At 41.9% G+C, this 22,809-nt stretch carries 22 protein-coding genes and 1 pseudogene; 16 read left to right on the forward strand and 7 right to left on the reverse strand.

Going from position 1 to position 22,809, the window contains the following annotated elements:
* Nucleotides 1-542 precede the first annotated feature (542 nt).
* Nucleotides 543-1,094, reverse strand: a complete 552-nt coding sequence (gene rimI, locus VB732_RS05940; RefSeq protein ID WP_323229913.1) for a ribosomal protein S18-alanine N-acetyltransferase — start codon at nucleotides 1,092-1,094, stop codon at nucleotides 543-545.
* A 92-nt stretch (nucleotides 1,095-1,186) separates the two neighbouring features.
* Here rimI and lysA point away from each other — a divergent pair, with 92 nt between their 5' ends.
* The 3 genes from lysA to VB732_RS05955 all read left to right on the forward strand — a co-directional run bounded on the left by lysA (nucleotide 1,187) and on the right by VB732_RS05955 (nucleotide 4,377).
* Entirely contained in the window at nucleotides 1,187-2,596 is a 1,410-nt protein-coding gene (gene lysA, locus VB732_RS05945) for a diaminopimelate decarboxylase (protein ID WP_323229914.1), read from the forward strand.
* Nucleotides 2,597-2,704: 108 nt separating this feature from the next.
* Nucleotides 2,705-3,631, forward strand: a complete 927-nt coding sequence (gene cdaA, locus VB732_RS05950) for a diadenylate cyclase CdaA (RefSeq protein ID WP_323229915.1) — start codon at nucleotides 2,705-2,707, stop codon at nucleotides 3,629-3,631.
* Nucleotides 3,628-4,377, forward strand: a complete 750-nt coding sequence (locus VB732_RS05955; protein ID WP_323229916.1) for an isoprenyl transferase — start codon at nucleotides 3,628-3,630, stop codon at nucleotides 4,375-4,377. The genes cdaA and VB732_RS05955 overlap by 4 nt, the downstream gene beginning before the upstream one ends.
* A gap of 1 nt (nucleotide 4,378) precedes the next feature.
* Here the strand turns inward: VB732_RS05955 and VB732_RS05960 are convergent, their stop codons facing one another.
* Both VB732_RS05960 and VB732_RS05965 read right to left on the reverse strand, forming a co-directional pair.
* Entirely contained in the window at nucleotides 4,379-4,684 is a 306-nt protein-coding gene (locus VB732_RS05960; RefSeq protein ID WP_323229917.1) for a type II toxin-antitoxin system RelE/ParE family toxin, read from the reverse strand.
* On the reverse strand, nucleotides 4,681-4,953 hold the full coding sequence (locus VB732_RS05965; RefSeq protein ID WP_323198608.1) for a ribbon-helix-helix domain-containing protein: 273 nt from the start codon (nucleotides 4,951-4,953) through the stop codon (nucleotides 4,681-4,683). Before VB732_RS05965 ends, VB732_RS05960 begins: the two co-directional genes overlap by 4 nt.
* A gap of 283 nt (nucleotides 4,954-5,236) precedes the next feature.
* Between VB732_RS05965 and VB732_RS05970 the strand changes: the two are divergent.
* Nucleotides 5,237-5,791 (forward strand): annotated as a pseudogene (locus VB732_RS05970) (N-acetylmuramoyl-L-alanine amidase family protein); the annotation flags it as partial.
* Nucleotides 5,792-5,934: 143 nt separating this feature from the next.
* On the opposite strand, the gene VB732_RS05975 reads toward VB732_RS05970, so the two are convergent.
* Together VB732_RS05975 and VB732_RS05980 are read right to left on the reverse strand one after the other, a co-directional pair.
* On the reverse strand, nucleotides 5,935-6,207 hold the full coding sequence (locus VB732_RS05975) for a DUF3143 domain-containing protein (RefSeq protein ID WP_069071493.1): 273 nt from the start codon (nucleotides 6,205-6,207) through the stop codon (nucleotides 5,935-5,937).
* 31 nt (nucleotides 6,208-6,238) lie between these two features.
* Nucleotides 6,239-6,760 carry a J domain-containing protein gene (locus VB732_RS05980; protein ID WP_323229998.1) on the reverse strand — a complete coding sequence of 174 codons (522 nt, stop codon included), beginning with the start codon at nucleotides 6,758-6,760 and terminating at the stop codon, nucleotides 6,239-6,241.
* Between the two features lie 148 nt (nucleotides 6,761-6,908).
* Here VB732_RS05980 and VB732_RS05985 point away from each other — a divergent pair, with 148 nt between their 5' ends.
* Both VB732_RS05985 and VB732_RS05990 read left to right on the forward strand, forming a co-directional pair.
* Nucleotides 6,909-7,268: a type II toxin-antitoxin system prevent-host-death family antitoxin gene (locus VB732_RS05985; protein WP_323229918.1), complete on the forward strand. Its 360-nt coding sequence runs from the start codon at nucleotides 6,909-6,911 to the stop codon at nucleotides 7,266-7,268.
* Nucleotides 7,265-7,564, forward strand: coding sequence for a type II toxin-antitoxin system RelE/ParE family toxin (locus VB732_RS05990; protein ID WP_323229919.1), 300 nt, complete (start codon nucleotides 7,265-7,267; stop codon nucleotides 7,562-7,564). Before VB732_RS05985 ends, VB732_RS05990 begins: the two co-directional genes overlap by 4 nt.
* Nucleotides 7,565-7,833: 269 nt before the next feature.
* Here VB732_RS05990 and VB732_RS05995 read toward each other — a convergent pair whose 3' ends face one another.
* Together VB732_RS05995 and dnaK are read right to left on the reverse strand one after the other, a co-directional pair.
* Nucleotides 7,834-8,829 (reverse strand): J domain-containing protein, encoded by a 996-nt coding sequence (locus VB732_RS05995; RefSeq protein ID WP_323229920.1) that lies wholly within the window; start codon nucleotides 8,827-8,829, stop codon nucleotides 7,834-7,836.
* A 142-nt stretch (nucleotides 8,830-8,971) separates the two neighbouring features.
* The gene (gene dnaK, locus VB732_RS06000) at nucleotides 8,972-11,071 is read right to left on the reverse strand and encodes a molecular chaperone DnaK (protein WP_323229921.1); all 2,100 of its coding nucleotides are present in this window, start codon (nucleotides 11,069-11,071) and stop codon (nucleotides 8,972-8,974) included.
* A 517-nt stretch (nucleotides 11,072-11,588) separates the two neighbouring features.
* Between dnaK and VB732_RS06005 the strand changes: the two genes are divergently transcribed.
* The 10 genes from VB732_RS06005 (at nucleotide 11,589) to VB732_RS06050 (ending at nucleotide 22,803) form a co-directional block, all read left to right on the forward strand.
* A complete protein-coding gene (locus VB732_RS06005) occupies nucleotides 11,589-12,437 on the forward strand; it encodes a M28 family peptidase (protein WP_323229922.1) in 849 nt (282 codons plus the stop codon).
* A gap of 245 nt (nucleotides 12,438-12,682) precedes the next feature.
* Nucleotides 12,683-14,215 carry a SagB/ThcOx family dehydrogenase gene (locus VB732_RS06010; RefSeq protein WP_323229923.1) on the forward strand — a complete coding sequence of 511 codons (1,533 nt, stop codon included), beginning with the start codon at nucleotides 12,683-12,685 and terminating at the stop codon, nucleotides 14,213-14,215.
* Nucleotides 14,216-14,620: 405 nt separating this feature from the next.
* Nucleotides 14,621-14,908, forward strand: coding sequence for a Mo-dependent nitrogenase C-terminal domain-containing protein (locus VB732_RS06015; RefSeq protein WP_323229924.1), 288 nt, complete (start codon nucleotides 14,621-14,623; stop codon nucleotides 14,906-14,908).
* A 196-nt stretch (nucleotides 14,909-15,104) separates the two neighbouring features.
* The gene (locus VB732_RS06020) at nucleotides 15,105-15,797 is read left to right on the forward strand and encodes a response regulator transcription factor (protein ID WP_323229925.1); all 693 of its coding nucleotides are present in this window, start codon (nucleotides 15,105-15,107) and stop codon (nucleotides 15,795-15,797) included.
* Nucleotides 15,798-16,115: 318 nt separating this feature from the next.
* Entirely contained in the window at nucleotides 16,116-17,084 is a 969-nt protein-coding gene (gene arsM, locus VB732_RS06025) for an arsenosugar biosynthesis arsenite methyltransferase ArsM (RefSeq protein ID WP_323229926.1), read from the forward strand.
* A 160-nt stretch (nucleotides 17,085-17,244) separates the two neighbouring features.
* Nucleotides 17,245-18,204: an anion permease gene (locus VB732_RS06030; protein WP_323229927.1), complete on the forward strand. Its 960-nt coding sequence runs from the start codon at nucleotides 17,245-17,247 to the stop codon at nucleotides 18,202-18,204.
* A gap of 42 nt (nucleotides 18,205-18,246) precedes the next feature.
* Nucleotides 18,247-19,254 (forward strand): arsenosugar biosynthesis radical SAM (seleno)protein ArsS, encoded by a 1,008-nt coding sequence (gene arsS / locus VB732_RS06035; protein WP_323229928.1) that lies wholly within the window; start codon nucleotides 18,247-18,249, stop codon nucleotides 19,252-19,254.
* Nucleotides 19,255-19,954: 700 nt separating this feature from the next.
* Nucleotides 19,955-21,196, forward strand: a complete 1,242-nt coding sequence (locus tag VB732_RS06040; RefSeq protein WP_323229929.1) for an EcsC family protein — start codon at nucleotides 19,955-19,957, stop codon at nucleotides 21,194-21,196.
* Between the two features lie 179 nt (nucleotides 21,197-21,375).
* On the forward strand, nucleotides 21,376-21,627 hold the full coding sequence (locus tag VB732_RS06045) for a hypothetical protein (RefSeq protein ID WP_323229930.1): 252 nt from the start codon (nucleotides 21,376-21,378) through the stop codon (nucleotides 21,625-21,627).
* A gap of 171 nt (nucleotides 21,628-21,798) precedes the next feature.
* Nucleotides 21,799-22,803: a zinc-dependent alcohol dehydrogenase family protein gene (locus tag VB732_RS06050; protein ID WP_323229931.1), complete on the forward strand. Its 1,005-nt coding sequence runs from the start codon at nucleotides 21,799-21,801 to the stop codon at nucleotides 22,801-22,803.
* The last annotated feature ends 6 nt before the right edge of the window (nucleotides 22,804-22,809 follow it).

A 22,809-nucleotide genomic window follows, 5' to 3' on the forward strand; every position in this document is an offset into this window, starting at 1 on the left:
GCACAGGCAAAGCTTTTGGATGCCTGTATAACAGATTATAGACATCCTGAAGCTATGACTTTAGTTGATGGGCTAATTGTTAACTATTGACTACTCTTATCTGGCTAGTGTACTGAGGAGCTTTAGTTCACCAGTCTTTTTGGGATTTATTACAAACAGTTCACTGCTTAGATTAAGGGTTTCTTGACTCAATCCCAAACATTTATGTTTAACATATATATTTTTTAATATCAAGTCAAAATAATTAATATATGATTTACTTATAAGATTCAGATTTTAGATAAAATATTTGAATAGAAATAAGCGCAGCAAAGTTACATTTTTTTGCTGAAGCCGATCGCAAGCCCCAATAATTCAAAATTAATCATGCCAAACTCAATAAGGCACAAATAAACTTAACCATATAACAAAATGTAAAAATTTCCAAATCCTTCCGATTGCTACCCTTCTCTACGAGAGGCTGCGCCAACGGGAGCGCTCCGCGAACACTTCTCTTGGCTTTGTACGCGATTACATAGTTATAAATTTTCTCGCCTACGTACTTACTTAAAAAGCAAGTGCCAAGAGGATTTTTCGAGGCGATCGCTAACCATAGAATACCATTGGTCTAAAGTTGCTTTAAATTTGGAGTGTTGTAAATCTGGGAGCCAAAGGATTAGGGCATCCTCGCCGTTATCTTGGTAGTAGCCTCGCCGCCGTCCGGCTGTTTTGAAGCCAAATTTTTGATATAAAGATATAGCCGCCAAGTTAGAAGCTCGGACTTCGAGGGTAGCTCGCTCCATTTTGCGATCGCAAGCTGTCTTAATGAGCGAATATAGTAAAGCCGCACCCATTCCTTGACGGTGATATTGAGGATGAACTGCCAAAATTGTAATGTGGGCTTCATCTAAAATTGACCAAAAGCAACCCATTCCTAGCAAACTTGTGCTGGAGGACGGGGAAAATAAACCGAGTAAATCGCTGTTAGGGCTGTCCAGTTCTCGTTTGTAGCCGTCCAGAGTCCAAAGTCCACCAAAACAAGCTTGATCGAGTTCCAGAATAGCACTGAGATTTTCTAATGTCAGTAATTTAATTTCTAAGTCTAATGAGATCACATTTATTGAATAACGTTACAAACCCTTTGTACACTGGGAATCGGGAGACAAATTCAAAGCCCGTAATTTGAACAAGGAAAATTTTTATAGTTATGGTATCGACTCACCCCACTGGGGTTCAACATTCTGGAAGTCAATATTTACCTCAAAGGCATGATACTAAGGCAAATCCATCGCCTAATCAGGAACTTTTACCCTTAACTGCCAGAGTCCATAATCATGACTCCCTGGAAATTGGTGGGTGTGATGTCACAACCCTAGTTGAGCAGTTTGGTTCACCTTTATATATTTTAGATGAAGAAACCTTACGTTCAGCTTGTCAGCAATACCGAGATGCTTTCAAGCAATACTACAAGGGCGAATCTCAAGTATTGTACGCCTCAAAAGCTTGGAATTGTTTAGCAGTTTGTGCGATCGCCGCGTCTGAAGATTTAGGAATTGATGTAGCATCCGGTGGTGAACTTTACACCGCGCTGCAAGCAGGTGTCAATCCTGAGAAAATCTATCTTCATAACAATAATAAATCTCGTGAAGAATTAATTTTTGCCACTGAAGTCGGTTGCACTATTGTGGTGGATAACTGGCACGAGTTACACACTTTGGTAGAAATTGTTGAAAGTGCAAACTCAACCACCGTACAGCCTCGATTCTTGTTGCGCTTGACTCCGGGTATTGAATGTCACACACATGAATATATCCGCACGGGGCAACTAGATAGTAAATTTGGCTTTGATCCAAATGAGTTAGAGGAATTATTTACTTTTGTCAGCAAAAAGTCTTTCCTTAACTGCGTAGGGTTACATGCTCATATTGGTTCCCAAATTTTTGAACGCCAACCGCATCGAGATTTAGCAGCTTTGATGGTAAAGTGGTTACGTGATGCGGCGAAGTATGGTTTACATTTGACAGAGTTAAATGTCGGCGGTGGTTTAGGGATTAAGTATATAGAATCAGACGATCCCCCTAGCATTGAAGAGTGGGTGAAGCCGATTTGTGAAGTGATCCAAGAAGCTTGTGCATCTGAAAATCTGCCTTTGCCGAAGTTACTGTGTGAACCGGGGCGATCGCTAATTGCCACAGCTTGCGTCACTGCCTATACTATTGGATCATCCAAAGTTATCCCAGAAATTCGTACCTACGTAGCGATCGACGGGGGAATGTCCGATAATCCCCGCCCGATTACTTACCAATCAGTTTATCGGGCAGTAGTTGCCAATAAAATGTCTTCTCCTTTAACCGAAACAGTCACAATTGCTGGTAAACATTGTGAATCAGGAGATATTCTGATTAAGAATGCACTACTTCCAAAGACTGAACCAGGAGATATTCTCGTAGTTATGGGAACTGGTGCGTACAATTACAGTATGGCATCTAACTACAACCGCTTACCCCGACCGGCAGCAGTCGTAGTAGCGAATGGCGAAGCAAATTTAATTTTGCAACGTGAAACTTATCAAGACTTAATTCGGCAAGATCGCCTACCAGAAAGGCTGAAAAAATAGTCATTTGTCCTTGGTCATTGGTCATTAGCCAGGAAATAATTACAAATGACTAATGACTAATGACTAATGACTAAATGTAATTAGAGGCAAAAGTGTAATCCAGATGTCATGAGAGATTGGTGGAAGCAATGGCTGATAAACCTGGGATGGTCACAGTCCTTGCTACTTGGGACTCTGGATATTGTGTTAGTGCTGGCGCTGACTTACATGATACTAGTTATTATTAGTGAGCGCCGAACACTGTGGATGGTGCGGGGATTCATTATCTTAATGCTAGCCTCAGCACTAAGTGGCAGATTAGGACTACCTCTTTTAAGTTTTGTACTGGAAAAGTTAGTTATTGGTTGTGCTGTAGCGATGGCAGTTGCTTTACAGTCAGAGTTTCGGCGGTTTTTGGAGCAATTGGGGCGTGGCGAATTTCGCCAGTTATTTCAACCCGATCGGCTGGCAATCCCCAAATCTGATAGTGTAATTGATGAAATTGTTGAGGCTGTTAAAGAATTGTCAAAAAACCGCATCGGAGCTTTACTAATTGTGGAAACCACAGGGCCAATTGATGAGCGAGACTTTTCTGTGCCAGGAGTAAAGCTAAATGCGGAAGTTTCTAAAGAACTAATCCAGACAATTTTTCAGCCAAAAACTTTGTTACACGATGGAGCTACATTAATTCGTGGCTCACGGATCATATCATCGGGTATAATTTTACCACTTTCGGGACGCACAGCCTCGCGCCAGTTGGGAACACGCCACCGGGCGGCAATGGGAATTACTGAGCGGGTCGAAAATTGTATTTGTGTCGTTGTCTCAGAAGAAACGGGTTCCATTTCTTTGGCGGAACGGGGAACCCTAAATAGACCACTGACGATTAAGAAACTAAAAGAGTCATTAGAGGCTCTTTTGTCACCAACCGTGGATAGGGAAGCTGTTGCTCCTGGTCTGTTGAGTTTTGTTCATCGGATAGGTGGTGGGAAGACACTAGCACTGATTTCACGTTTACTCAGATTACCATCGACCGCCTCTCGAGATAAAAAATGACAGCACAACAAACTAAACTGCAAGATTTGCCTACCGACTTAAAACGAGAACTATTGCCGCAGCACGTTGCGGTGATTATGGATGGCAATGGTCGATGGGCTAAACGTCAGGGTCTACCTCGAATTATGGGTCATAAGCGAGGAGTAGACGCTCTCAAGGATTTACTTCGCTGTTGTCAGGATTGGGGGATTCAGGCGCTGACAGCTTATGCTTTCTCGACAGAAAACTGGAAAAGACCGCAGGAAGAAGTGGATTTTTTGATGACTCTGTTTCAAAGAGTTTTGCGCCAAGAATTGCGGGAAATGATTGAAGAGAATGTTCAAATTAAGTTTGTAGGAAATTTACAGGCTCTACCCCAATCGCTCCAACAAGAAATATCCCGTTCAATGGAAGCAACCAAGGATAATCGCGGCATCCGGTTTTCGGTAGCTACTAATTATGGCGGCCGACAGGAGATTTTACAAGCTTGTCAGGCGATCGCAAAACAAGTTCAGCAAGGTCTACTACAACCCAATGAAATTAATGAACAGGTGTTTGAGAGCCACTTGTACACAGCCGGAATTACTGACCCAGATTTGTTAATTCGCACCAGTGGAGAAATGCGCCTCTCAAATTTCCTGCTCTGGCAAATGGCTTATGGAGAAATTTACATCACTGATGCTCTTTGGCCCGATTTTGACCGGGCTGAGTTTCATCGCGCCTTATGTGCCTACCAACAACGCGAACGGCGATTTGGAAAAGTTTAAATCAAGAATCATCGTGAAATAGGGCTTTGATATCTCGATAACCACTGACAACACGAAAAATCTCCACATCTTGACCTATGGGCATGTATAGGATGAGGTAATTGTCTATTGAGAGGCTACGGATACCAGTTAAAATTTCATCACGCTGTCGTCCGAGACGAGGGAACTGAGCAATTTGGGCAAATTTCGCGTCCAGCTTACTTAAAAAAACCTCAGACTGAGCCAAGCCAGATTGTCTAGCAATGTAATCCGCTATCTGCTCAATGTCTTGAATTGCGGGTTTGGTAAGGCGAAATTTTGGTGTCATGCTTCGTCTGAAACACCGTAGCGCGAGCGCACATTGGCGCGAATTTGAGCCATTGCAGCCGAACCATCAACAACTTCGCCCTGCGCGGATGCTTCCCACCCAATACGCGCTTCTTGTTGCAAGTCTTGTAGTCGTCCTTGATAGATGTCTTCTTGCTGTTCCAGGAGTTTTATGCCTGCAAGAATAACTGCGATCGCGTTCTGATACTTACCACTAGTGATTTGGCGTTGAACTAGGGCTTCTACTTCAGGTGGCAGAACGATTTGCATAGATTTTTGTCAAAGTAGGAGTAACTTTAATTGTAAGCGATGTCTATCGACAAGCCGCTACGCGTCTACGCTTTGGATGGGCGTTTTTGTGAGCTATACCTACTTTTAGTAAAACAAAAAGCTTTTCCCGATTGTTCCTTTTATACTTAGGCAATTTTATAATTAGCGTCAAACATAGCAGTGCAAGCTGATTTCGTATAGGAGTCTATATTAAGAAATGAAACCAATTTTAGGTTTAGCGATCAGTTCCATATTCATTTCTTCACCAGCTTTTGCACAGGTACAATCACAACCATTATCTGGTATCAAGATTTTAGTTAACCCAGGACATGGAGGGCAAGAAACTGGCGCGGCTGGGCCAACAGGATATTTCGCTAAAGATGTCAGTCTGAAAGTATCTAAGTTGCTGCGTGATGAACTGGTTTTAAGAGGCGCGTTAGTAGTGATGACGCGAGAAGATGACAGAGAACTAGCTTTGTCTGCTCGCCAAGCCATGATCGAGCAACAACAACCAGCGATCGCTCTCACCATACATTACACAGCAGTACCCGATGACGGAGATGCAGAGAATACCAAGGGCATTAGAACTTTTTGGTATCATTCCCAAGCCCATAGCCTAGCCGTTTTTCTCCACAATTATCTAGTCAAGCAGCTAGGACGTTCATCAATGGGGGTGTTTTGGAATAACTTGGCGCTAACTCGTCTCTCTACAGCACCATCAGTGGTGATGGAACTGGGTTTTATGACCAATCCCGAAGAGTTTGAATGGATAGCCAACGCCGATGAACAAAAAAAATTAGCGCGAGTCTTGGCAGATGGTGTTGTTGAGTGGTTTCAGGGTGCAATCACTTTGCGCTACGCTATCATGGACTCGCACTCCGCAAGCTATCCCACTCGTATAGAATTCATACTGAATTCTGACTCCTGAGTTCTGAATTCTTCTTATAAAGTTAATTGGAAAGGATCGTACTCAGCAATTCCTTACGGCCCAGAAAACACCGCTTGTTCTACATCATCACGACTAAGAGAATACTTAAATGAGCGTTGGATATCTTGTCCATTTTCCCCAGATTGGACATATCGTACTACGATTTGCTCAACATCAAGCCATAGTTCAGCTTTCCAACTAGGGCGCTGTACATGCCAGCAATGCCTCTGGGTGTCATCTTGTTGACAGCCTTGGTCTTTTAACCACTGTTCAATTTGTGGCAGGGGATGATTATATAACGGGGTATCAGAGGGAAGAAGAGGCATAAGAATTTGGGATTTTGGATTAGGAAATTTTTTAATTTTTAATTACCATAAGGGTAATTAGCTGCGATAGATGGTTAATTTGCTGTTGTACAGATGGAGTTGACTGTAGCAAACGGGTTTGAAAAGCAGCATCACCGCGAGTTAAACCAATGGCAATTGCTAACAACAAACAACCTACAAATGTTAACACCAGCATAAATAAAGCAAAAATTTCGCCAGATGATAAAGGGCGATCGCTAGCATCGAGGTAAGCTGATTTTGACCAGTCATGACGCGAGACGGGACGATTCAAGTCAGGGGGTGCTTGAATCACTCCAAAGCGGGAATAGCCAATTTTTAAATCGTAGCTTAATCGCCGTTCTGGATGACTAAGGGTAGCGTAGGCTTCGTTGATTTGCTGAAATTTGGGAGTGGCGATCGCAGTAGGCAAGTCTGTAGTATCAGGATGATAGCGTTTGCTCAGTTCTCGATAAGCGCGACGAATATCAATTACTGATGCCGAGGGATGCAGTCCTAGCAGGGAGTAATGAGTTGGTTTACTGCTTTGTGGCATTGCCCCGTTATAATTCACGGCTGTTTGAGTCACTTTGCTCAAAGATATTTTTTATATTTTAAATCCTTTAGGAATTGGGGAAGACAGAAGAAGACATAGTAAGTGCAGTATCTGATAAAATGTTCTATAAAGCATTGAATTAGATGCGATGAATATCAAAATTAATCTCGAAAATATTCAAACTCTCACCGATTTTAAACGCAATGCTAAGGATTACCTAGAGCGGATCAAGTCTACAAAGTCGCCACTTGTACTAACTGTGAACGGGAAAGCGGAGGTTGTAGTACATGAAGCGCAAGCGTTTCAGCAGATGATAGATAAACTCGCTCGTCTTGAGGAAGAACTCGAAAAATTCAAACTAGAAGCGTTACGCAGTCAAATCGATATTGGTATTGAGCAACTTGAAAACGGCCAATATACTGAATATGACGACGAGTCACTTTCGGCTTTTTTCGCAAAAATTAAAGCACAAGGACAAGAAAATTTGGCTGACAGCGATTCTCTATGAGTCGATTTCGGATTTCTACTCAAGCAGCACAAGATATTGAAAATATCTGGAAATATATAGCACCAAATAATTTCAAAGCTGCTAATAAACTTTTTGATACTCTGCGAGAAAGTTTTCCAAAACTGGCTAAATTCCCTCAAATGGGCAGAGAACGATCTGACTTAGCTCCTTTGTTGCGAACTTTTCCGGTAAAAAATTATTTAATTTTTTATCGTCTAATAGACGAAGGCATAGAAATTGTACGTATCTTGCACGGCTTACAAGATATAGAAACTATTTTTCAAGATGAAGACTGAGGTCAAAATAATTCCTAGTTGATAATGACGCTTGTTCTAACGGTCTCTACGAGACGCTGCGCGTAGCTTGCTTCTCCGTAGAAGTAAGAAAATTACTCGCTAACGCTAGCGTAATTCGTAGTTAGGTCAATAGCTTGATATGCTATCTCATCCTTAACCTATAGGACTCATATTTGATTTTTACAAAAACACAATACAATTCCAAAAGCCTTCTTTCCTGTTGCCTCTTGCCTACCTATGCAAGTAGATTTAGAAATGAAAGCAGATTCCTATAATAAATCAGCACGGGGTTTAAAGGTTTCAATTTGCCGTAACTTTTCGTAAAGTTCCCGTTCTTCTTGAGTAATATTTTTCGGTGTAACTATTTGAATTTCTACTAATTGATCGCCACGTTTACCGTCATCGCTGGGGTAGCCTTTATTTCCCAGTCGGAATTTTTGACCAGACCTAACTCCTTGTGGGATGGTCATTTTTACAGGGCCATCGAGAGTGGGTGCTTCTACCTGTCCTCCTAAAACTGCTTCACTGGGAGTAACTGGTACTTGGCAAAGGATATTTAAACCTTCTAATTTAAATAATGGATGAGGTTCAACGGTAATTTTTAAATATAGGTCGCCACCACCAACGCCTTGGTTTCGTAAACGGATGGTTTGACCTGTTACCATACCTGGTGGCATATTAACTTCTAGCGATCGCCCATCTTCTAAACGAATGCGTTCATTACCACCTTGATAAGCTTTTTCTAGTGGTAGCGTTAATCTGGCTTCTATATCTCGACGGGTAGTGCGAGGTGGGGTGCTAACTGTGTAAGCAACTTTTGTTCTGGGGGAACGAAACGGATCGCTAGCATTGCCATTACTAGTAGACTTACTTGCCCCACTCTTATTTTTAACGCCGATAACTTGATTAATAAAGCTTTCAAAATCGGAAAATTGGCTGGGATCTACGTCTTGATTGCCATTGCGATCGCTAGCACCACCCTGCCAGGTTTTAGCCTTTGGCGCTTGTTTGTTGCCTGCAAAGCCTTTTTGCTTCCAGTAGCGGCTAAACTGGTCGTATTGCGATCGCTTGGCTGAGTCCGAAAGGACTTCATAAGCCTCGCCGATATCCTTAAATTTTTCCTCAGATTCTTTGTTACCCGGATTGAGATCGGGGTGGTATTGTCTTGCTAAACGCCGATAAACCTTTTTAATTTCCTCACCAGAAGCCTCTTTAGGTACTCCTAAAATCTCGTAATAATCACGGAAGTTGGGCAAATTTTGCATAGTCAGTTGTTTAAATTTTAGATTTTGAATTTTGGATTAATTAAGAGTAGAGACGCAATTAATCGCGTCTGTATAGGAGTTAAGAGTTGAAAGATTTAATTTTTAACTCCTAACTTCTTACTCCTAACTTTTATTAAAAGTACTACAACCAATCATTGTCATCTTCATCATCCCAGTTATCTTGGTAGCTGGGACGGGATTTGCGTGGAGGACGGCTTTCATAAGAGGAACGACTGTCTCGGCTATTGTCTCGACCATAGTCTCTGCCATAGTCTCTGCCATAGTCTTTACCGTAATCTCTGCCATAGTCCTTACTGTATGAGTCGCGTTCCCGATATGTATCTCTGGGAAATTCGCGTTCTTTATCTTTATCGCCAGTAAAGATGTCACGGATAGTACCAAACAAATCGTCATCTTCATCTTCAGCATAAGTCTGGCGGACTTCCCGATTTAGCTCATAGAGAGCATCTTGCAAATCGGCGTAGGCTTGATCGATCCCGCGATCGCTATTTTCCTTCAAACTCTCTTTTAAGTCTCGGCAAATATTATCAATTCTTTGGCGACGGCTGCGGGCAAACTGCATACCAAATTCGAGTGCTACTTCTCTAAGTTGCCGTTCTGCTTGGAAAATCAACGCCTCAGAACGAGTCCGCTTTTCTACCCGTTCTTTACGTTCGCGATCGACATCGGCGTATTTCTCTGCATCTTGAATCATCCGATTCACTTCTGACTCATTCAAAGTGGAAGCACCTTGAATGGTGATACTCTGTTCTCGTCCAGTGGTTCTATCTAAGGCTGTTACCTGTAAAATCCCGTTAGCATCAATATCAAATGACACTTGAACTTGAGGAATTCCTCGTGGGGCTGGTGGGATACCATACAGCTTGAAACGTCCTAAAGACTTATTGTTTGCTGCCATTTCCCGTTCGCCTTGGACTACGTGGATTTCCACAGTATTCTGGTTATTTTCAGACGTAGAAAAAATGTCAGAACGACGGACTGGGATGGTAGTGTTGCGGGGAATGAGTTTTTTCATGACACCGCCGATGGTTTCCAATCCCATAGAAAGGGGTGTAACATCCAAAAGCAGCACATCTTTGAGTTCGCCTGCGAGAATTCCGGCTTGAATTGCTGCACCCACTCCCACTACTTCATCAGGGTTGACGTTTTCGTTAGGTTCTATGCCAATCAAGTCCCGTACTAGCTGCTTCACCATTGGCATCCGTGTAGAACCGCCAACTAACACCACTTCTTCAATATCTCTGGATGAGAGTCCGGCATCTTTGAGAGCGCGTTTTACTGGTGTCCGCAATCGTCCCACCAAATCACCACATAAACCTTCAAACTGGGAACGAGTTAAACGAGTTTCCAGATGTTTAGGGCCTTCTTGGTCAGCAGCAATAAAAGGTAAGTTAATATCGGTAACACTAACAGAGGAAAGTTCAATTTTTGCCTTTTCCGCCGCTTCCATCAGGCGTTGTAAAGATTGTCTCTCGCGTCTTAAATCTACGCCTTCGACTTCTAAAAATTGCTCTGCTAGCCAATCTACTATTGCTTTGTCAAAGTCATTACCACCAAGTTGCGTATCTCCACTGGTAGCTTTAACTTCAAATATCCCATCCCCTACTTCTAAAATCGATACGTCAAAAGTACCGCCACCCAAGTCAAAGACTAAGATAGTTTCCGTGTCACCCCGATCTAATCCATAAGCCAAAGATGCAGCAGTTGGTTCATTGAGAATCCGCAGCACCTCTAAACCGGCAATTCTGCCAGCATCGCGGGTTGCTTGCCGTTGAGAATCGTTAAAATAAGCGGGAACTGTAATCACTGCCCCTGTCACTGGTTCACCCAAATAGCGACTAGCATCGTCGGCTAATTTCTTCAGCACCATTGCCGAAATCTCTTCTGGGGCGAAATCTTTATTCAGACGGGGACAGGCAACTTTAATATTACCCACTTCGTCTTTGCGGATGGTGTAGGGTACACGCTTGGAATCTGGATTAAGTTCGCCATACTTCCGCCCAATGAAGCGTTTCACTGCAAAAAAAGTATTTTGGGGATTTAGGACGGTTTGCCGCCGTGCCATTTGCCCAACAACTCTCTCGCCTTCTTTGCTAAAGCCAACTACGGAGGGTGTTGTTCGCATTCCTTCTGCATTGGCAATCACCACCGGCTTGCCACCCTCCATAACGGCGACTACTGAGTTGGTTGTACCCAAGTCGATGCCGACTACCTTGCCCATGCGTTACTCTTCTCCTTAAAGTGTTTTATATATTTATTATGATTGGGCGAAACTACCTCTAGCTTTGTGCTATGGGATGAAAACACCTCAATAAAGAGGCAGGGGGAAGAGGGCAGGGAGCAGGGGTAAATGACTGCTAGCTCATGCTGTAAAGCAAAGCGTAACAGGGGTTTGAGTGCCTTCCACTTCTAATAAAAAGTGGTTTTAGTACCCTGCGATAAGCTAACGCAACAGATGAGGAATCCCCATTCTTTTCTATTCCCCTTGCTCCCTGCCCCTTGCCTCTTTCTCAATGGTATAATAGTCGTCAATTAAGGCAATGAGTTAAGAAGTATAGCTAGAGAAGATAGTTGCAAGACTAGGATAGCATTGACGATGATTGCTGTGTCCAAGCAGCCTCAATTCTTGTTATCGGGTTACTTCTATGCAGTGGATCTACAAGTTGCTAAATGCACTTTAATAAATTTTTGCTTCTTTGAATGCCTGAAAACCTTAATATTGAAGCTATTTTAAAAATTTGAATTTAACAGAGCGATTACAAACTTCCCTGAGTGCGATCGCGCGAGAACGCGATCCTTACATGGCAACGGCTGGGCATTTTTTTGTCCAAGAGTACATTCGTCAAGAATTTTCTCAATGGGGGAGTGTGGAAATCCACACCTTTGAAGTCAGGGGTAAAGCTTGTAAGAACTTGATATTAAATTTACCTTGCCAAACTAGAGGGCAAAAAAAGGATTTGCCACCGGTTTTAATTGGCGCTCATTATGATGGCGTTCCGGGAACAGTCGCGGCTGATGATAATGCCACTGGTGTGGCGGTGCTGCTGGAATTAGCCAAAAAGTTTGCTGCCGAACCTGTAAGATATCCCTTAAGGCTAGTTGCCTTCGATATGGAAGAATACGGCTTACTGGGTAGTGCTGACTATGCAGCCCTGTTGCACCAACAAAAGCAACAGCTACGCTTAATGATCTCCCTAGAAATGCTGGGTTATAAGGATTCTACGCCTGGCTCCCAAAGTTATCCCCCGCCTTTAGAACGCTTCTATCCAGATACAGGTGATTTTATTGCTTTAATAGGCAATTTGCGGACATTGCCTGATTTGATTGGTATGAGCCGTAATATTCGCAAAGCTGGCGTAGCTAGTCAATGGCTACCCGTGCCGAATCGAGGTTTAATAGTTCCCCAAGTTAGACTTAGCGATCATGCACCTTTTTGGGATTTGGGTTATCCGGCAATGATGGTGACAGATACGGCATTTTTGCGAAACCCACATTATCACAAACCTAGTGATGCGATCGCTACTTTAGATTTAGATTTTCTGAGCGGTGTATGTGAAGGCTTAGAAATTGCAATTCGGCGGTTGTGAAAATATTAGACATATCGAGAAATGAAATATGCGTTATCCAAAATCCTTGTAGAGACATAGCACTGCTACGTCTCTACATTTTTTATAACCAGATCCCCAATTCCCCATTCCCAATTCGCAATTCCCAATCCAGTTGTTACCAATTACCACTTTGTAACTATGAGGATTGTACGAATTGACACGAAACAAAGGGGCTAATGAATGCCAAGATCAAAAGAGAATGCCCCAAGGATATTAAAAGTACTATGCCAGAATTACACCAATCAATTGCCCAGCATTATCACGAACGGACTAAATACAATCCTGAGACTCTTGCCTCAAAAAGTCAGCAGTTAGACTGGACTAAACAGCCTGTACCTTTCAAAGAGTACAAAATTGGTTCTACTTTTGATCTCAAACCCTATATCCAAGAAAAACCAGAGGGATTTGCTAATAACCCAGATGCTCAATGGTGGCAAAGACTTTCTCGGTTGCTGTTTCGTAGCTATGGATTGACAGCGAGGATGCCTTCTATGGGTAGTGCGGTGTATTTACGTGCTGCTCCCAGTGCAGGCGGATTATACCCGGCTGAGGTGTATGTAGTTTCTCGTGGCACGGCATTATTGCCACCTGGTTTGTATAACTACCAGTGTCGGACTCATTCTCTCATGCATTATTGGGAAAATGATGTTTGGCAAAGTCTACAAGCAGCTTGTTTTTGGCATCCATCCCTAGAAAATACCCAACTAGCAATTATTGTCACTGCGGTATTCTATCGTTCCGCATGGCGCTATGAAGATCGGGCTTACCGCCGAATTTTTCTAGATACGGGACATCTGTTAGGCAATATCGAATTGGCTGGTGCGATTACTGATTATCGTCCCCATTTAATTGGCGGCTTTGTGGATGAATCGGTAAACGATCTGCTTTATATAGATCCGCAACAAGAAGGTGCGATTGCAGTCTTACCTCTGGCAGACTTGTTAGATGTCAATCAAAATCTACCATTGGGATGTACTGCTTTACCTTCCGCCACCGAAACGAGTTATCCCGAAATTCCCGATGGTGAATTACTGAAATATTTCCACCGACACACTCAAATTCAATCAAATATAACTGGCAATCTCAATTTACCAGTTGTTAAACAAGAAAAATCTTTGGAGGATAAATATAATTTTCCTTTCTGTTTGAAAATTCCCACCATCACTGCACCGATAAACTGGGGACAAAAGCTTTCAGAACTGGAAAGTACTATGTACAAGCGACGCTCTACCCGCGCTTACAATGGTGATGATTTAACCTTTGATGAATTGAAAGCTTTACTCGATTTCACTTACCAACCGCAAAATTACATCGACCAAAGTTTAGATATTGCTCCAGACTACTTTGATTTGAATTTAATAGAAACATTTATTGCTGTTTGCGGAGTCAAAGGACTAGATGCAGGTTGTTACTATTACGCACCCAAAGCCCAAGAGTTACGCCAAATCAGGTTTAAAAACTTCCGGCGAGAGTTACATTTTCTCTGTTTGGGACAAGAATTAGGGCGAGATGCAGCAGCTGTGTTGTTTCATACAGCCGATTTGAAAGCTGCGATCGCACAATATGGCGATCGCGTTTACCGTTACTTACATTTGGATGCCGGTCATTTAGGACAACGCTTGAATTTAGCCGCAATGCACCTAAATATAGGTGTCAGTGGTATCGGTGGATTCTTTGATGACCAAGTAAATGAAGTTTTAGGTATTCCTGCTGATGAGGCCGCTCTATATATTACGACATTGGGACGACCAAGATAAAACGTAAATGTGCAGAAACTTACCACAGGCTACCGCAAATAAGATTGCACATCAACTAGTGAGGTTGTCATTTGTCCTTTGTCCTTGGTAAGCACAAATGACTAATGACTAAGGTTAGTTAAGATGGTCGGTGCGTTAACCTACGGCGTAAGACAACGCCAACGCACCGGCTTTTCTATTCGGAAATGCAGTTTGGCACAAAAGATATATTGCCTTGACAAATTATCGGGAACTCTAACGCTCGAATGTGTAGTCAATACTATACATAGGGACTAGTTCTATCTCTGTAGAGAACAAAAAAAACGAAGAATCAGTGCATAAAACTATAGAACCTAACCGTATGTATTTATAGAGGTTCAAATACAACAAACTCAATCTAGTTTAAAATTATTAAGGTGAAAAATTATGACAAGCTTTATTCAAATCCAGTTAAAAAAAGACCTACTGCACCCAGTCCGCGAGTGGTTGGAAACGATAGAAATTCATAACTCCAAATTGGCTCATTTTCTGTGCAAAGCTATCCCTGCTCAGTGTCCCTTTGAGCGAGATATTACCCTCCTTGGCCGGAAACTATTTCACATCCCTCCGATGTGTAAACTAAATCCCCTATACGAGGAAGTGGTTGGTTTGCGCTTTAAAGCGCTCTGTTATCTTGCCGATGAATGCGGTGAAGATATTGCAATCTATTGCTAATAGCCAGTCAGATTGTTCTTTGATCGAGCAGCCATCGGTATTTGAAAACTTACGGTTGTTACTTACTGAGGTTTATACTAAGCTAACTTACACCTAAATTAGATGTTCGGCTATGTTAAGTAGCTAGCATCTCGAAGACAGTGTTTCCAGACAGTATTTCTGCTTACCGTACCCTGCTGAAATCATTAACATCATCATGACGCACATCTTACTGGTTGAAGATGAAGTCAAACTGGCGCGATTTGTCGAATTAGAATTGAATTATCAAGGCTATCAAGTCAGTATTGCCTACGATGGATTAACTGCACTCACCGCAGCGCGTAAGCTACATCTAGATTTAGTAATTTTAGACTGGATGTTGCCAGGTTTGTCGGGGCTAGAAATTTGTCGCCGTCTGCGAAGTATTGGTGACAAAGTGCCGATCATCTTATTAACCGTTAAAGATGAAGTGAGCGATCGCATTGTAGGCTTAGACGCTGGTGCTGATGATTACCTCGTGAAACCCTTCAGCGTTGATGAATTGTTAGCCAGAGTTAGCGCTCACCTGCGAAGAAGCCAACAAGCAAACACCGTAGATGTTTTAGAATTTGAAGACCTAAGTTTAAATCGTCGCACGCGCCAAGTATACCGAGATCAGAGGTTAATTGAGTTAACTTCTAAGGAATTTGATTTACTAGAATACTTACTAGCCCATCCGCGACAGGTAGTTACCTGCGATCGCATTTTAAAGGAAGCCTGGGGTTACGACTCTATGGGCGATGCTAACGCCATAGAACTTCATATCCGCTACCTGCGTCTGAAACTTGAAGCCAATAAAAAAAAGTGCCTTATTCAAACTGTAAGTGGTGTAGGCTACACATTGAATTGGGAATTGGGAATTGGGAATTGAAAAGTGTACAAAGGGACGAGGTGCGAGGAGTAGGGGAGGCAGGGAGCAGGGGAAACAGAGGGACAAGGGGACAAAAGTTTAAAACTTACACCAAGTCTTTCGCCTTGTCCCCAATTCTCCTTGTCCCCAAGTCCTCTTTCCCATTCCCCATTCGCAATTCCCAATTCCCAATGTTAAATTTCGATGAACACAGATGCCCCAAAAGCTTTTATCAGATGAAGATTTGGGGTTTTTGGCAATCTCAGTAAAAACTCATCCAAGATAGGGTTAATTGTACTAGGATGCACAAAGCTGTGATCATCTAAAATCTAAAACTGCATGACCTATCTAGAAACAGCAGCGCAATTCTACCGCGAAGTTGCCGAAACCCCGCAAGTTGGACTTTGTTGTGTGCAAAGTACACCCCTGCAACTACCAGGATTAAAAGTTCCTTTGGCAATGCAGGAAATGAACTATGGTTGTGGCACTACTGTTCATCCCACCGAACTAGGAAAACAACCGACTGTGCTGTATGTCGGCGTTGGTGGCGGCTTAGAAGCGTTGCAATTCGCTTATTTTTCACGCTATGCAGGTGCTGTAATTGCGGTTGAACCGGTTGAAGCCATGCGGAAAGCAGCCGCACGCAATCTGGAAATTGCTGCTCAAGAAAACCCCTGGTTTGACACCAGTTTTGTAGAAATCCGCGAAGGCGATGCTTTTAACCTGCCCGTTGCTGATGCTACCGTCGATATCGTGGCGCAGAATTGCCTTTTCAACATCTTTGAACCAGAAGATTTAACCCGTGCCTTAAAAGAAGCTTATCGGGTATTAAAACCGGGCGGACGTTTGCAGATGAGCGATCCAATTGCCACTAGTCAAATTCCAGCACATCTTCAACAAGATGAACGACTCAGAGCCATGTGTTTATCAGGCGCACTCACATATCAAGAGTATACTGAGCGGATTACAAATTCTGGCTTTGGTCAAGTTGAAATTCGTGCCCGTCGTCCTTATCGTCTACTAGATTCTCAGACTTATAATTTAGACGAACACCTACTTTTAGAAAGTCTAGATTCTGTCTCTTTTAAAGTTGCTATTCCCGAAGATGGTGCTTGTATCTTTACGGGGAAAACTGCAATTTATACTGGCTTGGAACCCTTCTTCGACGACTGTGCAGGTCATTTACTCCAGAAAGGTATTCCCGCAGCAGTATGTGATAAGACTGCTGCTAAACTTGCGAATATCAACCCAGCAGAAATAATTGTTACCAATTCAACCTGGCATTATAGCGGTGGTGGCTGCTGTTAATTTATTAGCAAATTCAGGTGTCAGTAGCCAGAATGAGCTAAACCTTAGCTATCCGCTAACAGAATAATTCTGTGCGACTGGGGAATTTATTCACATCTTGAATATTTCACTAATTGCATTTTCAATTCTGGCTTCTGGTTTCTTTTTTATAAACACCAAAATGCTGTTAATTAGTTTATTTATTGCCACGCTTTTTTTAGCCTATTCTAATGGTGCTAATGACAATTTTAAAGGGGTAGCAACCTTGTTTGGCAGCCGAACCAGCAGCTATCAAACAGCAATTTTGTGGGCAACTTTTACAACTTTAGGTGGCGCGGTAACTGCAACTTTTTTGGCAAGCACCCTAATTACAAACTTCTCAGTAAAAGGATTAGTACCCGATGCGATCGCTAATGAACCAGAGTTTCGTATAGCAGTTGCGATCGCGGCTGGTTTAACTATACTAGTAGCCACCCTCATGGGATTTCCCATTTCCACAACTCATAGTTTAACAGGTGCTATTATTGGCGCTGGATTAGTTGCGATCGGACTCAAAGTTAATTTTGTAACTTTGGGAAACTCCTTCATTTTACCTCTATTACTCAGTCCGATCATTGCTATTTCTTTGGGAGTAGGAATTTACAGCTTATCTAACTATATAATTTCAAAATGGAATCTACCAGTCAATCAAAAAATGATTGATAATTGCCATTTTATTAGCGCTGGAATTGTGAGTTTTGCTAGAGGATTAAATGATACTCCCAAAATTTTCTCCATCGTTCTGATTATTGAGTATTTTTCCGTTCAGGGAGGAATGATCACGATTGCGATCGCAATGGCACTTGGCGGTTTACTCAACTCCCAAAAAGTTGCTATTACCATGAGTGAAAAAATTACCTCAATAAATCATACTCAAGGCTTATCAGCAAATATAGTAACTGCTATTCTGGTTATTTTAGCTAGTCGATTTGGTCTCCCAATTTCTACCACTTATGTTTCAGTTGGTTCTATTTTTGGAGTAGGGTTAACTTCCAAAAAACCCAATATGCATGTTTTCTATCAGATATTATTATCGTGGATTTTGACTTTACCTACTGCTGCAATTATTAGTGGCATAACTTACAGGTTATTGCAAGGTTAAAAAAATTGAATATGTTTTTACATTTTTAAGGAGTAGTAGCTAATGCAAACCCAATCAAAATTTGCGTCAAATTCAATAATCACATCATTTAAAAATAAACTCAATTCCCCTTTGACAAAAAAGGAAATCACTGTTTTACAAATAAATCTAGGTAAACGTTGTAACCTTTCTTGTACACACTGCCATGTCGAAGCTGGCCCAAGACGTACAGAAGAACTTTCTCCTGAAGTTTGCGAACAATTGATTTCGCTAATTCATAGATTTCCCGAAATTAAAATTGTGGATTTGACCGGTGGCGCACCAGAAATGAATTATGGATTTAAGCCATTGGTAGAAGCAGCAAGAGCAACTGGTAAGCAGGTAATTGTCCGATCTAATTTGACCATTTATTTTGAAGATGGATTTGCTGATTTACCAGAATATTTTGCTCAATACCAAATAAGAGTTGTAGCTTCTCTACCTTGTTATTTAGCAGATAATGTTGATAAAATGCGCGGTTATGGTGTTTTCGATAGTTCAGTCAAAGCTTTGCAATGGCTTAACAAACTTGGTTATGGGAAAAAGCAAAATTTAATTTTGGATTTGATATTTAATCCCCAGTTACCTACGAATGAAAAGTTTTCTTTAGCTCCTGAACAGGCTAACCTAGAACGAGATTACAAAATGTTCTTACAAGAACATTTTAATATTGTATTTAACAACCTCTTCACCATTACCAACCTTCCAGTTGGTAGAACCAAAATGCATTTAGAACGGAGAAAACTGTACACCAGCTATTTGCAGTTTTTAGAGTCGCATTTTAATCCTGACACGGTTGAACATTTGATGTGCCGCGATGAACTTTCAGTTGACTATCTGGGCAATGTATATGATTGCGACTTTAACCAAATGATGAATTTGCCTGCCAAAACTGACAAGGGTGAAACTCTGACAGTTAGCAAATTGCTAGAAGCTGGCAGTTTAGACCTGATTAGTGAAATACAAACTGCTGCTTATTGCTATGGTTGTACTGCTGGGTGTGGTTCTAGTTGTGGTGGTGCTTTGCTCTAAAGATAAATAACAGGGCTTACGCAAATAATAGCCAAAACCCTTATTTTCTTCTTAGGGCAATTCATCTAGACGCATTCGCGGAGCATCTCGTAGAGAAGCGGCTTCCCGCAGAGTATTGCCCCTACAACGTATATCTGAGAGTATCGTTGCAAAAAAAGTCTGTTACCAAAATTGTTACCAGTGCGTTGTTGTTGGGTGGTTACTTTATTATGATATATAGTTAAACTCCTCACACCACACTGAAAGCCGTGAAACATTATGTTTTGCGGTTTTTTCCTTTTTCAAGAATGAGACAGGGACGATCTCTTCTCAAATGAAGATGTGTCACCGTTAGATAGCGTCAATCAACTGTTGCAATTAAGCAGGATAGTCACGATGTAATAACTAGTTTTAAATCTTATACCAAGTTGTGATAGATAGTATTATTTGCTTGAAAGCTAGTCCAGCAGAGCTTAGACGCTAAAGAATACTAACTTTGGCAACTTGGTATTACTAACTCTAAAATACAAGACACTTAAAATAGTACCTACACATAATTTAATCTGCCTAGTCTTCTAGATATATAAGGTGTAAAACACAAGTATTAATACCTGAGTAGCACTAACTGAATAGCGAACACATCCGTAAAATTCCACTGGTAAGCATATTCTATTAAAGATTAGAGTATATTAAGTTTTTTTATACTAATGAAGCATTAGCTATGACTCAGGCAGAATCTGTGTCCAAGATACATAAAGCACTCTATCCTCGTTGGTACTATACTGGGGGTTATATTATTGCGGAAGTTAGCGAAGATGGTACGGAGGTAATCTTGTTAGGTTATGCAAACCCTGACAAATTAGAGTCTGAAATTCTTATCCGTAAAGTAGAAGATAGCTTGGGTTTTAAACCAAAAATATATTGGCAACGGATAGGTACAAGCACTAAAGTCCTGCTGGAAAAGGCAGAAATTGAACAACAACAAGTGGCAAGCTCTCCTTCAAAATCAGAGTCAATAAAAAAAGAACGTACAAGTGATTTGTGGCTTTCCAAGGCTCGTCAAGATGCAGAAGCTAAAGCAAGACAAGATATTCAAGCAGTAGTAAAGTTTGCTGAAGATAGTAAGAGAGCAGTAGAAAGTAAAACAACACAAGATATTCAAGCAGTAGTAAAGTTTGCTGAAGATATTAATAGAAAAGCGACACAAAATAACCAAGCAGCAACCCGCTCTTTAGAGGATATAAAGAAAGAGGTATACCAATGTTTCGGACAAGTATCTCAAGGAACAGGACAAGTAGTAGCTTCTTTACAGCAAACAATAATTGATTTATGGAATCAAGATTGGGTAGATATGCTACTAGAGATTATCAGTAGGGGTATTAATTTAGATAAAGCAAAGGATGAGGTGATAAAGTTACAGCTAACTTACTCTTATGAACAACCTATCCAGATAGCTGATCGCATAATTCGGAAAAAGGCTTTTTATGCTACGGCAACTGGGTTAATTAGTGGAATAGCACCAGGATTTACGCTGGTAGTTGATTTAGGAAAAACTATGCCGTTGCTGGTAGAAATGGTTTATCAAATTGCTGTTATATATGGTTACGACTTAACAGTTTCAGATCGGAAGGGGGAGATTTTAGCAATTTTCGGTTTAGCACTAGGCAGTGATCAAATAGTGCAGTTAGGTTTAGGATTCTTGGTAAAACATACTCCTATCCCCAGTTGGGTAATCGATGCAAGCACTAACTTGATAATGTTTCAATTAATAGGATACACAGCGAGTCAGTTCTACGAAGCTAAGGTTAAAGAAAAGGTGAATGTATTGACATCAAAGCAAGCATTTACTTTATTAGAGGAAGAAATAGAAGCCTATTTGGAAAAAACTATTTCGCAGAAAACAACCATTGCTAAAGCAGTGGATGAGGCTCTCTCGATTAAAAAGCAGCTGGCATTGAGCTAACTTAAAAAGCTGACTTTAAAACCCTGTAGGTATAGAATCTTCCAGGGTTTTGAGTTTATTGAACATTTGATCACTCCACCGTTCATATAGCTTGTAATCGCCCCTTCCTTCTTACTTCGTGTCCAACTCTTGGAGACGCGCAAGGGATGCAGCTCAAATCCGAAACCACTTTTCTACAAATGCTTATATGCAAAGAAGCTTATTGTCACACATTACTCATTCCTCCAACAATTTCTGCAAGAGTGTATAAAAAATATCCCCTTTGTCACACTCTTTCCATAGTCCCACCCCAACCACTAAAACCACCACTTTCTCTAGTTCTACTTTATCCTCAGTGCGATGTCTACGACGCTCGTGGAGTTGCTATCGGCGATCGCTCACATCTTGCCACTCTTGCACTGGAAGTCGGGGCTGCACAGGCAAAACCTTGATTTTCATTAGTCCGCACAGGCGGACTTCGTTTGTATAGCCGCGATTTCTAATCGCTAGGGCTGGGTGCAAGAAGTGAGCGATCGCACTTTCCCCCCAAACATAACTTTCTGTCTACCCTCTTGCGCTAAAGTTGCAAATAAACGTGCATCTAAAGCCAGGAGGAAAGAGTTGTGAAAGCAGTCTTGATGACAGCAGCTGGCAGTCCCGAAGTTCTGCAAATACAAGAAGTGCCAAACCCTGTTGTTCCAGGGAATACTGAACTTTTAGTGCGTTTGGTGGCGGCTGGCATTAACCCCATTGACACTAAACTTCGTAGCCGAGGCACTTTCTACCCCGATCGCACACCGACAATTTTAGGATGCGATGGTGCTGGTATAGTCGAAGCGGTGGGTGCTAGTGTTCAGCGTTTTCGCCCAGGCGATGAGGTATACTTTTGCTACGGTGGATTGGGCGCACACCAAGGTAATTATGCTGAATATACTGTTGTGGATGAGCGCTTTGTGGCACGCAAACCCGCGTCTATCTCCTTTGCCGAAGCAGCAGCAGCGCCTTTAGTGTTAATCACAGCCTGGGAAGCTTTATACAAACGGGGACGATTGGAACCTGGCGAAAGAGTTTTGATTCATGCGGGTGCTGGTGGTGTCGGGCATGTAGCAATTCAATTGGCGAAACTCAAAGGTGCTACTATTTCCACCACAGTCAGTTCTGAGGAAAAAGCTGATTTCGTTAAACAACTCGGTGCCGATCACGTAATTTTTTACAAACAAACAGACTTTGTGCAAGCAGCATTAGATTGGACTGGCGGCGAAGGTGTAGACTTGGCTTTTGATACCGTAGGCGGCGAAACCTTTCACAAAACTTTCCCAGCAGTGCGAGTTTATGGTGATATTGTGACGATTCTCGAACCAGATGCCAATACTGTTTGGAAAACTGCTAGACAACGCAATCTCCGCATTGGTTTAGAATTAATGCTCACACCAGCGTTGCTAGGATTAGAAGAAAGCCTCCAGCACCAAGCAGAAATTCTCGAACAATGTGCCACTTGGATCGATGAAGGCAAGTTAAAAATCCATGTTAGCCATAAATTTCCTTTGAAGGAAGCGGCTAAGGCGCACCAACTAATTGAAAGCGGTTCAGTGACGGGTAAAATTGTTCTACTGATTAGCGACGAATGATCGAAC

The organism is Nostoc sp. UHCC 0252, from assembly GCF_034931145.1.
Taxonomy (GTDB): domain Bacteria; phylum Cyanobacteriota; class Cyanobacteriia; order Cyanobacteriales; family Nostocaceae; genus Nostoc.